We start from the raw sequence: 15317 nt of genomic DNA on the forward strand, positions 1-15317 counted from the left end.
TTTCGGCGCGCCGGCTGTACGACTGCGACTGGACTGTTTTTTGCCCGATTGTGTCATGCGGTATGACGATAGATAAGGAACTTTCTGCAATGATTGTTGCAAGAGAACGAGGAGGAACGTTCATGAGAACCATGTATGCGATAGGTGAAGCGCTGATCGACTTTATTCCTGCCGAAACTGGCGTAGCGCTTAAAGAGGTAAGTAGCTTCAGTAAAGCAGCGGGAGGTGCTCCGGCCAATGTAGCCTGCACGGTAGCTAAGCTGGGAGGGCGAAGCTTATTTATCGGGAAGCTAGGGGAGGACGCCTTCGGCGATTTTCTGGTAGATACGCTGAACCAGGTGGGGGTGGACACGCGGTATGTATCGCGGACGTCCCAGGCGAATACAGCACTGGCATTTGTCAGTCTGCAGGCTGACGGCAGCCGCGACTTTTCTTTCTACCGCAAGCCGAGTGCGGACATGCTGCTGGATGAGAGCGACATTGATGCTTGCAGCTTTGATAGCGATAGCGTGCTGCATTACTGTTCCGTGGATCTAATCGAAGCTCCGGTCAAATATGCGCACATTCGCGCGATTGATGCGGTAAAGAGTAAGGGCGGCTTCATCAGCTTCGACCCTAACGTGAGACTTCCGCTGTGGAACAGCGCCGAAGAGTGCCGACGGACGATCCTAGAGTTCATCCCGCGCAGCCATCTGGTCAAGATCAGCGATGAAGAATTGACGTTTATCACAGGCATCGAGAATGAAGCTGAAGCGATCGCTTCGTTATTTGTTGGCGACGTAACCAGCGTGCTGTTCACACGCGGCTCGAAGGGAGCGACGTGGTTCACAGCAGGCGGAAGTGTATCCGTATCGGGACATGCCGTGAAGGCGGTGGATACCACCGGAGCCGGGGATTCGTTCATCGGGGCGCTGCTGTACCAACTGACCACGGCAGCCGGCGATATTCGCAGTCTTACGGAAGCAGAGATGGAGCGCATGCTGGCCTTTGCTAATGCGGCGGCAGCATTGACGACCACGCGTCATGGGGCGATTCCTTCTTTGCCGGCTTTAGATGAAGTGAACCGGTTTATGAACGGTGAGTAGAAGGTTTGGAGAGTACTCGTCCTCTTGCAGGGCGAGTATTTTTTTTGATCAATGTCCCGTCACAGGCATCCTCGTTGCATTTATCAGACGAATCCGCGTAGTCTAAATGGTAATTTTATGGTAAATTTTAGAGTGAGGAGGATGGGAAGGAGGGGTTATTCACTATGAAAGATAACTATCAGGTCACTGGACCCAGCAGATTGCACTGGATCCTCTTGATCAATGCATGTAATATAGGATTCTCTTCTTTAGAAAGCATCATAGATAACTCGTATTGGCAACTAGCTGTCGTCGTTGGAATACTCTGTTCGCTCACTGGAATGATTGTGATGATCGTGATGAGTTTTAAAAAAGCTAAGCTTCATGTTCTTGGAGAATCCATTATTGTCGGAGATAGGGTATTTGTTCCTGCGGAGCTCCGAGAGATTATCGTTTCATCCATGCATCGAACGGTATGGTTTAAGAGGAAGAGTGGCTGGAGCCGTCCTGGCTATCATGTGGGAAAAGAGGAGCCGTTTGATGAGGCTGCTGTTGCGATCCGGTCCTGGGCGTATCGGAATCAGGTTACCGTTCGGACTATATCCTAGTGCTTCAAAAAGCGCGAGGGAGGCTGTTGGTGCTATCCTTTTTAATCAATGTGCATTTCTATTGCAGGACCGCTTCAATTTCTTGGAGCCCACAGCATGATGGAGACACCGACTAAGCAAACGGCTGCTCCGATCCAATCGTACATATCGGGCGACTTCTTATCGACCAGCCATCCCCACAGAACAGCAAGGATAATAAACACACCTCCGTAGGCCGCGTACACCCGGCCAAACGATGGGAATTGCTGCAAAGTAGGCAGGATGCCGTAGAGAATGAGGATGAGACTGCCTGTTATGCCGTACCAGAGCGGCTTCGACTCCTTTAGCCAAAGCCAGACCATATAGCCGCCCCCGATTTCAGCAAGGCCGGCAAGGATAAATAATAGAACAGCAAGAAGCATGATTGGACGCTTCCCTTCATGAAGAGAATGACTACTCATGCTAATTGTACAATATTTTCTCCATACACATGTACGGGGTTTCACGAAAAGGAAACCGAACCTCGCCAACCTGCCGGTAGCCGGCTCTTACATACATGGCCAGCGCGCCGGGGTTACCTGTGTATACATCCAGACGAATGCTGGAGTATCCTTGCTGCATGGCTAGCTCCTCGGCGAAAGCAAGAAGGCGCTTGCCAAGCCCCTTGCCTTGATGATCGGGGTGCACCGCAAGTCGATGCACGCAGGCAGGCTTGCCTGGGGTGTTGCTCCAGGGCAGCGGAGCATACTGGGGGCTTTGATTGGCATCCAGGGCTACAGCCGCGGTCACTTGCGAGCCAACCTTCATTCCGTATAGCGTATGATTCTTCAGGTCGCTGCCGATGACAATTCCATTGGGATAGAACCAATCCCACTGGCGGTTTCCCTGCTTTCGCAAGTCCTTGGTAACGGCGCGGTACAAGCTCATGATAGCTTTCTTGTCTACCTGCTGCAAAGGTTGAATCTCGCTCATCAGCTGCTCCTCCTATGCGGCGTTGCGCTTAATTTCGATCAAACGTTTCGAAGAATGCTTACGGTACACAACCGTCCAGGCTACAGCTGCTCCGATAAAGCCGTACATGACCACATTGGATATAGCCAGGAATTGGGCAGTGCTTAATTCAAACACCAACACAGTTCGAACAATTGCCTCCAGACTCAGCATGATTCCCCATACGAAACTCATTAAACGCATAATTTTGCGGAAGTAGGCATATTTCCAGTTCTGTTCGAAGTCAACGCCTCCGACAAAACGGCTTGCCAGGTAAAACATGATCGGGCGAGGAAAGAGAAGTGAGCCTAAGAAGATAAGGCCTACAGCACCGGTAATAAAGGATTCACGAATCAATAGAAGCTTCTCGCTGCCGCCCATCGCTACAAGCACGATCGAGAATACGAAGGTAAAGAGCATTAGGGAGCCAAAGGCATCCAGCTTGCGATGCTTTAATAGTTGAATCAGATTCTCGGCTAGAGGAATAAGAGTTGCGATGGAGAGAGCTGCCAGGCCGCTCATGTGCTTAGAAAGCAGTACGTACAGCCCCCAAGGAATAATCCCGTTCAGAAGAAGCGTTAAAATAACGTAATTGCGTTTTGACATGTATAATCAATCCTTTCAAAATGGTAGTTTCTTTTACATACCGACGGTCGGTTTCTATACTTGTATCTTATAATACCGACCGTCGGTATGTCAACTGTTTTTAGGGAAAAAATTACCTTTCTCTATTATAAAGAAAGCTTACTGAATTGGCTGTAAAGAATTTGTTGGACTGACGCTTTTCTCCATGCCATGGCGCTTACCTATTTCGGGCAGGAAACGCACCCATTTTTATTTTTCACCCTAAATAATGAGTCAAACCAATCATGCTGATCAAACCCAGTATAAAGGAAAAAGTCGCCGGCACTTCATTGCCGTCCCCATGACTCTCAGGAATGAGTTCTTTATAGACAACAAACAGCATGGCACCCGCGGCAAATGCTAACCCATATGGAACAAGTCCGGTAAACGTTCCGGTGAATCTAAGACCTATGAAGGCAGAAAGCAATTCAACAACCCCTGTAAGGCCAGTGTACAGGAATGCCCGGAATTTGCTTACCTGATTGGTGGTGAGATAAAGAGCAATTAAGAGACCCTCCGGCACATTCTGCAGTCCAATAGCAAGAGAAACAAGCGGGCCCAAATCATGTTGGCTCATCGCATAGCTGACGCCAACGGAAAGCCCTTCCGGTAGATTATGAATAGACATGGCTGCTAAAAAAGCAGGGCTCTGGAACGGTCCATAGAGGCATCCGAATGATTTAGATCTACATGCGGCACCAGTTTCTCCATCAGCGTAAGAACTGTTGTACCCAGGAGGATTCCGATGAATAAAACGGATAAATTAGAAAGCTTTAGCGCTGAAGGGATGAGCCCATAAGTTGAGGCGGTGACCATAATCCCTCCATCAATCATTGACATACAAGAAGAATATGGAACAAGTCTGCCTGCCATGACAAATTGATTCCGCCTGTATTGAAATCTTCTACAGTTATATTTATACTTAATCTAAATATAATGAAAAGAGATGAACCTACATGGAGAAAATAAATTTAACCTCTCAGCGCAAGGCGATCCTGGACATTGTCCAGCATAGCGAAGATCATCCCACAGCTGCGGATATTATTGAACGTTTGCGGGATAAAGGGCAGCATCTGGCTTATGGTACCGTGTACAATTCGCTGCGTTATCTGTCAGATACCGGGCTGATTCGCGAGCTGAAGCTTGGAGAAGCCTCCAGCCGATACGACGCGAGAACGGATGACCATCATCATATCATATGCAAGCGATGTGGACGGGTAGATGAGGTTCTAACTGAAACGCCGATCCAGTGGGTGAAGCAAGTCGAGCAGGAGACTTCTTATCTCATCGAAGATTCGCAAGTCGTGTTTGAAGGAGTGTGTGCGGCATGCCAAGCAGCGAGCAAGTAGTCGAAAGTACTGACGTACAGTTGTCTTATGGATCTGATGGCAGCAGAGCGGCAGACATAGGATCAGACTTAGGGGCAGACATAGAGGGAGCTTACTGCACGGAATCAAGCAGGATTGCCATCGTAAGTCCTTTTCCGAACAAGCACAGTGAGCTGGTAAAAGAATTAACGCAGCAGTGCTACGATGTCATGCTGTTTCATCGGGCCGATTCGCTTGCGATCATTGGCCTGCCAATGGATGCGGTCATCATCGATGTGAAAGCGCTGGACGTATCGGACGATAGACACAAGCTGCAAGAGTGGGCCGACAGAGCCGGAAAAACCACACCGCTGCTGTGGATCGCATCTCGTGAAGGCACATCCCGTGAAGGGCTGCACAGCGAAGCGATCCATCAGCTTGGAGGTGCGGTTGCTGCTTCCCATCAGGTGCAGGATACAGTGAAGCTGATCAAGAGCCTGCTTCAGCAGCAGTCTCCGCAGCCCCCTCATGATATCCAGGACGAAGCGGGCAGCTACACCTTTAAGGATTTGAAGCTGGATGCGAGAAGAATGACGCTGACCGTAGCTCATAGGCCGGTTGTTCTAACCAAGACGGAGTATCTGCTGCTGCTCTTCCTCCTCGAATCGGATGGTGCGGTGCTCCAGCGTGAAGAGCTGCTGAACCGTGTGTGGGGCTCCCACTATTTTGGCGGCAGCAATGTTGTGGATGTTCATATGAAAAGCTTGCGCAAAAAACTTGGGGACTCGGCTTCGCATCCTGAGTACATCGTCACAGTCCGCGGCGTCGGATACCGTTTGGCTACCTAGTCCTTTATATAGTCATCTACGTAGTCACTTTCATTGTCCATTACGTAGTCATCTTCATCTAATCTTCATGATAACTTCATGCAAAACTCATGAACGCTTCCTTTTTACATGATAAGATCTATCTAAGATTTAGATCAAGTCTAATTATAAAGGAGAACATGAGACATGGAGCATAGATTAACGACCAATCAAGGCGCGCCTGTAGGCGATAACCAGAATTCCCGGACTGCTGGACGAAGAGGGCCGACATTAATTGAGGATTACCATCTGCTTGAAAAAATCGCTCACTTCGATCGAGAACGTATTCCAGAGAGGGTTGTTCATGCCAGAGGAGCGGGAGCGCACGGGGTATTCGAGGTGGAGAACAGCATGAGTGCTTATACCAAAGCCCATCTGTTCCAAGAGGCTGGACGCACCACACCTGTGTTTGTCCGATTCTCCACGGTTATTCACGGCACGGGTTCACCGGAGACCGCCCGTGATCCACGGGGCTTCGCGGTGAAGTTCTACACCAGCGAAGGCAACTATGACATTGTCGGAAATCATCTGCCGGTATTCTTTATCCGCGATGCGATGAAATTCCCGGATATGGTACATTCGCTCAAGCCTGCACCGGACACGAACATACAGGATCCCGCGAGGTACTGGGACTTTATGACACTTACTCCGGAGTCCACGCACATGCTGACCTGGGTATTTTCCGATAACGGCACGCCTGCCAACTATCGTCAAATGGATGGCTTCAGCGTTCACGCCTTCAAGTGGATCAATGCGGCAGGACAGATCACTTACGTGAAATACCACTGGAAATCCGTTCAGGGCGTCGTCAATTTCTCTGCGCAGGAGGCTCAAGAGATGCAGGGGAGGGACTTCAATCATGCTACGCGGGATCTGTATGATCAGATCAAAGCAGGCAATTTCCCACGCTGGGAGCTCAAGTGCAGTTGATGTCACCGGAGGACATCGACAACCTCAGCTTCGATCCGCTGGATCCTACGAAAACATGGCCGGAAGATCAGTATCCGCTGCATAAAATCGGCACGATGACGTTAAATCGCAACCCGCAGAGCTTTTTCGCGGAGGTTGAACAGTCTGCGTTCTCACCGAGCGCGCTGGTGCCTGGCATTGAGACTTCGGAAGATAAGCTGCTGCAAGGACGCCTGTTCTCCTACCCGGATACGCAGCGGTACCGTCTGGGCGCGAACTACCTGCAAATTCCGGTGAACTGCCCTTATGCCCCGGTTCGCAACCATCAACGTGACGGCTTCATGAACGTGAACCAGGACCCTTCGCCAGTGAATTATGAGCCTAATAGCTTCGTAGACAGCCCGAAGGAGGTGCCTTCTTATACCGACACACCATCTCCGATCGTGGGTCAGGGAGCACGGCAGCAAATCGAGAAAACCGACGATTTCACGCAGGCGGGCGAGAAATACCGCAGCTACACGCAAGAAGAGAAGGATCACTTGATCCATAATCTCGTCAACGATCTGAAGCAGACCCCGCAAGACATTCAGCTGCGGGCGATCTGCAACTTTTTCCGCGCCGACATCGAATACGGCATGCGTGTCGCGGCAGGCCTGGGCGTGGATGTAGGCAAGCATATGCCTCAGTCACGGCCGTGAGGGTAATGAAAGGGAGACTTTTACTCTTGTAGGAACCATGAATCTATCAATAAGCCAAAATCAAGAAGCTAAGCGAGTTGTGATTTGCTTGGCTTTTTGGCTTTTCCAGACAATACAAAAGTCGCTCCTCTAGTATTTAGTACTACCGGAATGGAATATATTCCCGCTTATCTGGTTTTTTATTGTACAATATGATTAAAGAGGAGGCGATTGTTATGGGAGCAAAATCACCATATACTCCGTTTAAGTTAGATGGGACAAGTATTCCGCCAGCCAAAAGCGGTTTAAAAGTAATGGACGGGAAGAAGCTCGCCGCACTGGCCGAAGCCAAACAAGCCCTTCGGGAAGTTGCAGCTAGCAGACATAAGTCATGATGATATAAAGAAAACCCACAATCAGCGTCCTGATTGTGGGTTTTCGCTTTTCAAGCACATAGGGAAGTCCACGAATGTTATTGATCGTTACAGACATGGACGCATGTATTCTCTTTGCTTCACTTCTCCGCATTCTTCTCCCTGTACTGCCCCGGCGTCATGCCTTCGAGCTTGCGGAAGGAGCGGATGAAGTTCTGCGAATTGTTGTACCGCAGCTTCGCGGAAATATCTTTGATCGGCATGTCGGTCTCCGCCAGCCATTTTTTCGCCATGTTGAACCGGTAGGCTGTGAGGTACTCACTGAACGAATGATTCGTTTCCTTGCGGAAAATGCTGCTCAAGTAATTCGCATTGTAATGAAGCTGGGAGGCACATTCCTCCAGGGTCAGATCGGTATCGTAATAGCGCTGTACGAGATCGATGATCTTTTCCGAGATGTTGTGGTACTGGGCATCCTGCCGGTCGCGGAAAATCCGGATCATCGGATGGACGACCTGCGTCCAATACCAGTCCTCGATATCCGCGGCGGTTTGCAGATCCAGCAGCTCTTCAAATAAGGAGCCCTTTCCTTGATGAATCTGATTCAAGCTCACGCCCGATTCCTGCATGACAATCAGCAGATTATTCAGGAGTCTCGCCAGCGGGATCTGGTAATCCTGCGGAGATAACGGCGCATCCAGCACGGATTGAATCATTTGCTTCAGGAGCTCCTTGGAACGCTCTTTATCCGCTACCTTAATGGCATCCTTAAGCTCCTGCTCGATATGCTTCGGGTAATTCAGATTCAAGTAATGCTTGCCCGAGTTGATGTTCTCGTACTGAATGATGATGCCTTCGCCCAACTTAATGCGGTGCTTCAACGCCTCGAGCCCTTCACGGTACGCTATCGGCATATTTGTAAAAGTCTGTATCGGCAGACTCATGCCAATGCTGACTTGAAGGTGAAGATAGCTGGATATTTCCCGCTGCAGCTGCTCGGTTAGTCCGTACAGCTCGTTGCGAAATGTATGCTCGTCGGAGTCGGGGCTGCCGATCAACGTGACGACGGTTTGGTCCATGATGACGGGAGCCAGCCTCCGCTCAGGGGCGATGAGCTCCTCGACCATGTTATGGACGGCGAAGAGCAGCAGCTCGATATCCTGCTTTTCGTAACGGGAATTATCGATGGAGTCGATCTGCAGGGTGATGACGGACATCGTGTGCCACTCCGACATGTGGGTACCGTAACCGAATTGCTGCAGCTTCTCTATGATTTCGCCTTGACGCATATTGCCTTGGTAGGCTTTCATCAAGAACAGGGTACGCACCTGCTGGATATGCTGCCGAACTTCGTTCTCGAGTCGGGATTTGGACTGGAACAAATGGTGCACTTGCTCGCCGATCAGCTGGAACTCGTTGGCTTTGCGCTTGTTGTTCAAGCTCAACAAGGAGTCAATCTGACTCAGCAGGCGCTGGATCGGTGAATACATGCGGCGGGAGCCAAGCCAAGCGAGCAGTGTAGAAATCAGCAGCATCAGCAGACAGACATAGATCGTGTAGGTCCCGATTTTGTACGACTCCTTCGTCATGCTCTCGATGGAAGTCACGGACAAGTAGATCCAGCCATTCAGCTGGGAGCGAAGGTACGTCACCGCATACGGCTTTTTGCCGATTTCGGTTGTGAACTGTCCGTGCTGTCCAGACAGCTGGTCAAGGCCCGTTAAACCTGTTTCGCTCACCGGCTTGCCAATGAGTGACGAATCGGCGTTCATCAGGATTTGATGACTTTCACTGAGAATCATGATGTCGGTATAAGGCTGCTGCGTATCCGTGTTCAGCAAATCCTGCAGACTGCATGCAGGGATGTTGGCAAGTGCCATGCCGTACTGATCAAGTCCGGTGGTCGGCAGTTTCTTGACCAGGCTGATTTGGTAATCGCAGGTAACGCTGCGGGCGTTCTCTTCCGTGTAGAACCATTCCGATGGATTCAGGACCCAGGTGCTGTTCTCCGCCTGTTCCATCAGTTCCGCCAACTGCTTGTGGTACGGGTATTCATCAAGGGTGTAAAGCCCGGAATTTTTGATCATCCAGTTATAGCGTTTGTTAATCAGGACGACATCTTCTAGCCTCGTATCGAAGGATTGCATATACCGAATTTCGCTGCGCAAATCGTCATACAGCTTGAAATCGTTTACAGTCAGCGGTATATCGATCGCTTTTTTAGAACAGTAGAGTTGATCACTTGATTGAGGGTGTGGTTGACAGTCGTTAATTTCTGCTCTACATTGGAGTTAATTTGCATGATTAACTGCATTTTGCCTTCGTTGACATTTTTTTGGATTTCCTTGGAAGATGTCATGAAAGAGAACGCACCGATAAAAATAACCGGCAGTGTACTTAACAGAAAACCAAAGATGGTCATCTTACTCAGAAAGCTTAGAGAACGCACGGCATCCAACACCTTATCTTGTAGTGTATGATGAACAGAGAATGTATCTATTGTAGTCAAGATGAGCCTGCAGGACAATAATCATCTGCTTCAGGAGTAATCATTTGCTCATATGAGGGTACTTAATCATTGATTTATAAGGGGGAATCCAGATGAAAAGCGGTTTGCATCCATTCATGCGCATATTGGGAGGTTTATGGCTAACGCTGAGCATCGTCCTCTTTGTAAGCGCTTGCGAGAATAAAAGGGCACGGATACCGAAGCGGTGTCGGACGACCGGCCGGCCATATCGATAATGGCTCCGCTTCATTTTCCGCATCCTCCTAACGAAGAGATCGTTCAGGAAATTGAGCGTTTGACCGGTACCAAGCTGGAGATGAATTGGGTGCCTGACGGGATCTATACGGATAAAGTGAACACAGCCTTGACGACCAACACACTGAAAAAAGCTACCTTTATCAAATACTCCGATTATATTATATTGAAAAATTCGATCCGTTCCGGCGCATTCTGGGAAATCGGACCGTATCTGCAGCAATACCCGAATTTAAAAAAACTGAATCCAGATATCTTGGAGCAGGCCGCGGTCGATGGCAAGATCTATGGTCTGTATACAGAACGGCCTTCTTCCCGGCAGGGACTCATTATTCGCAAGGATTGGCTCGATAATCTGGGACTGGCCAAGCCCGCGACTTTGGATGAACTGTATGAGGTGCTGAAGCAGTTCACCTACGGAGACCCCGACCGTGACGGCAAACAAGATACGTTTGGGCTCACGGACCGGAATGATCTGGTGTTTGGGGCGTTCAAGACGCTTAGCTCCTATTTCGGCACACCAAATGGCTGGAGCGTATCGGAGACGGAGCAGCGTCTGATTCCAGAGTTTGAATCCCCAGCTTATGTGGATACGATGGATTTTATGAAAAAGCTGTATAATGAGAAGCTGATTAATCAAGACTTTGCCGTCACCAGCAAGGAGGTACAACGAGATAAGGTACTGAGGGGGCTAGCTGGCGTCTACATCGGCAGCATGCAGGACGTGCAGCGCATTCACGATGAGGCCAAGCTGATCAATCCGAAGGCTGAATTCACCTTGGCCAATCGCATTGCCGGACCGCAAGGCTTCAAAGTATGGTCCATACCGAACTATAACGGCCTGTACCTTTTCTCCAAGAAAGCGATCAAAACGGAAGAGGAGCTGAAGCAGGTCCTTGAATTTTTTGACCGGACCATGGATAAAGACGTGGCGAACCTGCTGCGTTACGGCATTGAGGGCAAGCACTATACCAAAGTAGGCGACCAGGTGCGTCTCCTCGAGGAAACCTCCCAACTGCGGGTAAATGAAGTGAATTCCTTGTATACGTTGATGCTCGCAGATCTTAGTAATCCGAATGTCTTGCACATTGCCGAGCAAGAGTCTCTAACCACCAAAGCCGATGAGCTCAGCGCCGACAATGAAACGTTCATCGTCAAGGATCCAACCGTTAGTCTGGAGTCCAAGACCTACGATGAAAAAGGGCTGGAGCTGTACAAAATTATCTCCGATGCAACCTACAATTACATTCTGGGGAAATTGGATGGGAAAGGCTTTGCGAAGGAAATTGAAAGGTGGAAGCAAAGCGGCGGCGATCAGATTACGGATGAGTACAGCAAGGAATATTTCAGCAAAAAGGCAGCAAGTCGTTAGCCGGTGCATCGCTTACATCCTCCCTCCCACCGCAAAAGGGAATACCTGCTGCTGCGGCAAATGAGATAAACGGCTTACTCCGTCCTTTAATGACGAGTACGCTTATATTTGGACAAAGAACCGTCAGGGGAATTCCCCTGACGGTTCTAGTTTGTTATGCAAGTCGTATTCGCTACGAGCGAGTTGAGACTCCACTTTTCGCACTATTTGTTGGTATCCATTCGGAGAGCGTGTTGCGGAGCGATTATCAAGCCGGATGAGGAGAGCGGGCGATCTATCGCTCGTTACTAAGCACCTGAAGGAGCGCCGGCTGTAATCGTGCCGGATGCGCTGCCGGAGCCAGGCGTGAACGTGCAGGTTCCCGCGTTAAACATGTAGTTTTGGCCGCCGTTGTTATCCCAAGTGCCGCTGCCGTTGTTGAAGACAGCTTCGAGCTGAGTCGCCGATCCGAGGTTAATCGTGATTTTGGCATAACCGCTGATCTCTGCGGCTGGCATGCTGACTCCGGGAACCGCCGTCCAAGTACCGCCGGCAGGACGGTAGTGAATGTAAGGCGTTGTATAGCCTTTCTTGTAGTAGATCGTAATGCTGTTACCACTTGACGTGTTCGTTGTGACGCTGATGGATGTGCTTGCAGCGGAGGTATTACCAACTGCGTCGTAGGCTTTCACGGAATAGCTATAAGCGGTGCCCGCCGCCAAACCGGTTTGCGTATAGCTGGTGCCGGCCGTTGTTCCTACCTTCACGCCATCGCGCCAAATCTCATAGCCTGTGACGCCAACTGCATCCGTCGAAGCCGTCCAACTTAAGGTAACGCTTGTGTCTGTCTTGGCTGTAGATGTTAGATTTGATGGGACAGTAGGTGCTGTTGTATCTGCGCTTCCGCCTGTAGGAGCGCCGGCTGTAATCGTGCCGTTAGCGTTGTTCGCACCTGGTGTGTAAGTGGATATGCCAGTGTTAAACAGGTAATTTTCGGAACTGTTGTTATCCCAAGTACCGCTGCCATTGTTAAAGACCGCTTCCAGTTGAGTCGCCGAGCCGATATCAATGGTAATCTTAGCATAGCCGCTTACTTCGGCAGCCGGCATGCTGACCCCAGGAGCGGTTGTCCAGGTTCCGCCAGCAGGGCGATAGTGAATGTAAGGCGTTGTGTATCCTTTTTTGTAGTAAACAGTAACACTGTTGCTGCTTGCAGGGGCGTCCGTAGTTACACTTACCGATGCGCTTGCAGCCGAAATGTTGCCTGCTGCGTCATAGGCTTTTACTGAATAGCTATAAGCTGTGCTCGCCGTTAAGCCGGTTTGCGTGAACGATGTGTTTGTAGAGGTGCCAACCTTAGTGCCATCACGCCAAATCTCATAGCCTGTTACCCCTACTGCGTCCGTAGAAGCTGTCCAACTAAGCGAAACGCTGCTTGATGTTTTAGAGGAAACGGTAACGTTCGAAGGAACGCTTGGCGCCGTCGTATCTGTGTTGGTCGCTGGAGCACCGGATGTAATGGTGCCTGCAGCGCCGTTAGTCCCTGGCGTATAAGTGGATGTGCCTACGCCAAAGAAGTAGTTCTTGGTAGCGTTGCTGTCCCAATTGCCGTTACCGTCATTAAAAGCGGCTTCCAGCTGGGTTGCAGTACCGATATCAATCGTAGTTTTCGTGTAGCCGCTGATTTCGGAATCCGTCATCTTCGCTCCGGGAGCTGTGGTCCAAGTGCCTCCTGCAGGTCGATAATGAATGTAAGGTGTTGTGTACCCTTTTTTGTAGTAAACAGTAACCTTATTTCCGTCTACAACTGGTAATTTGGCATGGGAGATCACATATTGCTTAAAGTTTGCCATTTCTCCTGTTACAGAACCGTCGGAATTCACAATGTTCGCAAGACGCAGCAGAGTAAAGCCGTTAAAGCTGAAGTTTGTAAGTTTCTCTTCAATCTTTTGGAATGGGCTGCTTCCGTATGCGGGAAGTGCGTTCTCGCCGTTTAATCGGACCCCTTTTGTGTTCGCGATCGAAGCGACGGTGTTTACGAGTGTGGATGGCAGCGAATAGTTCGGGGAAGTACCGCTGTCATACATTTCGAGAGCTGTGAACGTTACATCCAGATTGCTGTCTTTGAATTTTTGAATGAGTCTGTCGTAATCATAGTAACCGGCAGCTTGTTCAGCGCTGTGCGGCGCGGACGGGTTATTCATTTGCCAGTGAACGCCGGAGATTTTGGCACCGATTCGAACGCCGAAGACGGAGTCAAAATTGTTATGGGCCGCGGCGCCAATCGTGGCAAGATGATTTTCGAGTACGGATTGGTACCAGGATAAAAAGTCTTTGCCGTAAGCGGTATTGTAGCCGCCGCTGGTATAGAACGAATCGCCGTCGCTAGGCGGATTAATCTGGCTGTCTGCTGTTAATTGCAATCCCCAAGCCTGGTTGACGCCGCTAAGTGAGCCGTACTTGGCGATCATGGCACTGCGGAACGCTGTTTTTGCAGATTCGGTGTAAACTTGGAATTTACCGCGGGAAGGATAGCTCCAGCCTGCAGCCGGATAGTAAGAAGGAAAGCGAAGCTCGCCGGAAGGTCCGCCGCTTAAGTAGATTTTAGGAATAATGGATTTGTAGCTGGCAAAGTTCTGTGCAAACGAAGCATAGAGCTCGTTATATTGCTGTGAGATGCCGCTCCATAGAGGGGAAAGAGACTCGCTGTTCACATAGCCGGTTTCGCTTTTGAATTTCATTTCATCCGCTGTACCTTTGCTCCATAACCAGCTAGGGATTGGAATATTGCAGTCATCGCCGACGTTGCCGCCGCATGTGTGAGTGGATAGAATCGGCACCCATTTCAGTCCGGATGAGCTTACTGCATCGGCATACGTTTTGTAATAGCTCCAATCGAATTGATTGTCGCCGGCGCTTTCCACATCGCCCCACCATACATCAGTAGTAATGGCGTAGACGCCGTTATTTTTCAAAGTAGTCAATTGATTCTTAAAAGCGTTCCAATCGGTGATTTTCGTTAGCGGACCCATGACGGACGCCTGAAAATCGCTTGCAGTATCCGCATAAGCGGAGCCGGCAAAGGAGCTGAAAAACGTGGAGAGGAAGACAACGAAGCCTAACAAGAAAGAAGTGAATTTTCGCCAAATCGGGTTGTTGGAAACCAAGAATACCATCCTCCTTTGTAATTTGAAACCGGTTTCAGAACCGTTTTGAAAAATACTCTGCATGCTTCGGCGGGGGACAACGGAATGTTGCAACTTGACGAAGCTAACAGAGCGACGGGGGAAATCATCATCTTGAAGAAGTGCTGGAACTTACTGTGCAAACGTTTACACTATTAGTGTAAGATAATCACACGATGCATGACAATGTAAATTATTGTACAAAAGGGAGTAGAATGTTGATGAAAAATGTCCTAATTTTTCCTTAAAAAGAAGATGAAACAAAGAAATCCTGGATGAGGATGTCGAAATAAATAAAAAGGAGCCAGCCGACAGACGGCTGCCCCTTTTAGGTGGACGTTGCTTTGTTCAGGAAAGCTTGATGCCTACTCTCCAAGATATTTGACCGCTTAACCGAGTCGCGGAAGTTCGACTCTACAACGATGTTTTTCAGCGTTGTAGATGAACTTCGGGTGCAGAGCCTCTCACGTAACGATGCTGAGCATCGTTGCAGCTGCCCACATCGCACCGAGTCGCGGAAGTTCCACTTACAACGATGTTTTTCAGCGTTGTAGAGCTCTCACAGGCGAGGGGCCTCTCATGTAACGATGCTGAGCATCGTTGCAGCTGCCCACCTCGC

Annotated in this window: 15 protein-coding genes and 1 pseudogene; 8 read left to right on the plus strand and 8 right to left on the minus strand. The window is 49.6% G+C overall.

The features are described 5' to 3' along the window. Window positions 1-122: 122 nt before the first annotated feature. Together L0M14_RS01215 and L0M14_RS01220 are read left to right on the plus strand one after the other, a co-directional pair. Window positions 123-1085 (plus strand): carbohydrate kinase family protein, encoded by a 963-nt coding sequence (locus L0M14_RS01215; RefSeq protein ID WP_235120298.1) that lies wholly within the window; start codon window positions 123-125, stop codon window positions 1083-1085. Window positions 1086-1249: 164 nt separating this feature from the next. Further along, on the plus strand, window positions 1250-1672 hold the full coding sequence (locus L0M14_RS01220; RefSeq protein ID WP_235120299.1) for a hypothetical protein: 423 nt from the start codon (window positions 1250-1252) through the stop codon (window positions 1670-1672). A 74-nt stretch (window positions 1673-1746) separates the two neighbouring features. On the opposite strand, the gene L0M14_RS01225 is transcribed toward L0M14_RS01220, so the two are convergent. The 5 genes from L0M14_RS01225 to L0M14_RS01245 form a co-directional block, all read right to left on the minus strand. Beyond that, window positions 1747-2073 carry a YnfA family protein gene (locus tag L0M14_RS01225; RefSeq protein WP_235120300.1) on the minus strand — a complete coding sequence of 109 codons (327 nt, stop codon included), beginning with the start codon at window positions 2071-2073 and terminating at the stop codon, window positions 1747-1749. A 40-nt stretch (window positions 2074-2113) separates the two neighbouring features. Next, a complete protein-coding gene (locus L0M14_RS01230) occupies window positions 2114-2623 on the minus strand; it encodes a GNAT family N-acetyltransferase (RefSeq protein WP_235120301.1) in 510 nt (169 codons plus the stop codon). Window positions 2624-2635: 12 nt separating this feature from the next. Further along, window positions 2636-3247, minus strand: coding sequence for a VC0807 family protein (locus tag L0M14_RS01235; protein ID WP_235120302.1), 612 nt, complete (start codon window positions 3245-3247; stop codon window positions 2636-2638). A 235-nt stretch (window positions 3248-3482) separates the two neighbouring features. Then, window positions 3483-3893 carry a ZIP family metal transporter gene (locus L0M14_RS01240; protein ID WP_235120303.1) on the minus strand — a complete coding sequence of 137 codons (411 nt, stop codon included), beginning with the start codon at window positions 3891-3893 and terminating at the stop codon, window positions 3483-3485. Between the two features lie 5 nt (window positions 3894-3898). Continuing rightward, window positions 3899-4138: a ZIP family metal transporter gene (locus L0M14_RS01245; protein ID WP_235120304.1), complete on the minus strand. Its 240-nt coding sequence runs from the start codon at window positions 4136-4138 to the stop codon at window positions 3899-3901. 83 nt (window positions 4139-4221) lie between these two features. Here L0M14_RS01245 and L0M14_RS01250 point away from each other — a divergent pair, with 83 nt between their 5' ends. The 5 genes and pseudogenes from L0M14_RS01250 to L0M14_RS01270 all read left to right on the plus strand — a co-directional run bounded on the left by L0M14_RS01250 (window position 4222) and on the right by L0M14_RS01270 (window position 7419). After that, on the plus strand, window positions 4222-4614 hold the full coding sequence (locus tag L0M14_RS01250) for a Fur family transcriptional regulator (RefSeq protein WP_235120305.1): 393 nt from the start codon (window positions 4222-4224) through the stop codon (window positions 4612-4614). Then, window positions 4593-5420 (plus strand): response regulator transcription factor, encoded by an 828-nt coding sequence (locus L0M14_RS01255; protein WP_235120306.1) that lies wholly within the window; start codon window positions 4593-4595, stop codon window positions 5418-5420. The genes L0M14_RS01250 and L0M14_RS01255 overlap by 22 nt, the downstream gene beginning before the upstream one ends. A 165-nt stretch (window positions 5421-5585) precedes the next feature. Next, window positions 5586-6679, plus strand: a pseudogene (locus L0M14_RS01260) (catalase); the annotation flags it as partial. A 9-nt stretch (window positions 6680-6688) separates the two neighbouring features. Continuing rightward, a complete protein-coding gene (locus L0M14_RS01265; RefSeq protein ID WP_235122769.1) occupies window positions 6689-7045 on the plus strand; it encodes a catalase-related domain-containing protein in 357 nt (118 codons plus the stop codon). A 215-nt stretch (window positions 7046-7260) separates the two neighbouring features. Next, window positions 7261-7419: a hypothetical protein gene (locus L0M14_RS01270; RefSeq protein ID WP_235120307.1), complete on the plus strand. Its 159-nt coding sequence runs from the start codon at window positions 7261-7263 to the stop codon at window positions 7417-7419. Window positions 7420-7538: 119 nt separating this feature from the next. Here L0M14_RS01270 and L0M14_RS01275 read toward each other — a convergent pair whose 3' ends face one another. Together L0M14_RS01275 and L0M14_RS01280 are read right to left on the minus strand one after the other, a co-directional pair. Beyond that, window positions 7539-9566, minus strand: coding sequence for a helix-turn-helix domain-containing protein (locus L0M14_RS01275; RefSeq protein ID WP_235120308.1), 2028 nt, complete (start codon window positions 9564-9566; stop codon window positions 7539-7541). 29 nt (window positions 9567-9595) lie between these two features. Continuing rightward, complete coding sequence (locus tag L0M14_RS01280) at window positions 9596-9907, minus strand: hypothetical protein (protein WP_235120309.1); 312 nt, start codon at window positions 9905-9907, stop codon at window positions 9596-9598. Between the two features lie 205 nt (window positions 9908-10112). Here L0M14_RS01280 and L0M14_RS01285 point away from each other — a divergent pair, with 205 nt between their 5' ends. Further along, the gene (locus L0M14_RS01285) at window positions 10113-11534 is read left to right on the plus strand and encodes an extracellular solute-binding protein (protein ID WP_235120310.1); all 1422 of its coding nucleotides are present in this window, start codon (window positions 10113-10115) and stop codon (window positions 11532-11534) included. Window positions 11535-11821: 287 nt separating this feature from the next. Here the strand turns inward: L0M14_RS01285 and L0M14_RS01290 are convergent, their stop codons facing one another. Further along, complete coding sequence (locus L0M14_RS01290; RefSeq protein ID WP_235120311.1) at window positions 11822-14680, minus strand: family 14 glycosylhydrolase; 2859 nt, start codon at window positions 14678-14680, stop codon at window positions 11822-11824. Window positions 14681-15317 lie beyond the last annotated feature (637 nt).

This window comes from Paenibacillus hexagrammi (assembly GCF_021513275.1).
In the GTDB taxonomy this organism is placed as follows: domain Bacteria; phylum Bacillota; class Bacilli; order Paenibacillales; family NBRC-103111; genus Paenibacillus_E; species Paenibacillus_E hexagrammi.

What these genes read in the sequence shown, in the direction of transcription:
- L0M14_RS01215 (WP_235120298.1), top strand. Translation starts at nt 123, where the DNA reads ATGAGAACCATGTATGCGATAGGTGAAGCGCTGATCGACTTTATTCCT.
- L0M14_RS01220 (WP_235120299.1), top strand. Translation starts at nt 1,250, where the DNA reads ATGAAAGATAACTATCAGGTCACTGGACCCAGCAGATTGCACTGGATC.
- L0M14_RS01225 (WP_235120300.1), bottom strand. Translation starts at nt 2,073, where the DNA reads ATGCTTCTTGCTGTTCTATTATTTATCCTTGCCGGCCTTGCTGAAATC.
- L0M14_RS01230 (WP_235120301.1), bottom strand. Translation starts at nt 2,623, where the DNA reads ATGAGCGAGATTCAACCTTTGCAGCAGGTAGACAAGAAAGCTATCATG.
- L0M14_RS01235 (WP_235120302.1), bottom strand. Translation starts at nt 3,247, where the DNA reads ATGTCAAAACGCAATTACGTTATTTTAACGCTTCTTCTGAACGGGATT.
- L0M14_RS01240 (WP_235120303.1), bottom strand. Translation starts at nt 3,893, where the DNA reads ATGTCTATTCATAATCTACCGGAAGGGCTTTCCGTTGGCGTCAGCTAT.
- L0M14_RS01245 (WP_235120304.1), bottom strand. Translation starts at nt 4,138, where the DNA reads ATGGCAGGCAGACTTGTTCCATATTCTTCTTGTATGTCAATGATTGAT.
- L0M14_RS01250 (WP_235120305.1), top strand. Translation starts at nt 4,222, where the DNA reads ATGGAGAAAATAAATTTAACCTCTCAGCGCAAGGCGATCCTGGACATT.
- L0M14_RS01255 (WP_235120306.1), top strand. Translation starts at nt 4,593, where the DNA reads ATGCCAAGCAGCGAGCAAGTAGTCGAAAGTACTGACGTACAGTTGTCT.
- L0M14_RS01265 (WP_235122769.1), top strand. Translation starts at nt 6,689, where the DNA reads ATGAACGTGAACCAGGACCCTTCGCCAGTGAATTATGAGCCTAATAGC.
- L0M14_RS01270 (WP_235120307.1), top strand. Translation starts at nt 7,261, where the DNA reads ATGGGAGCAAAATCACCATATACTCCGTTTAAGTTAGATGGGACAAGT.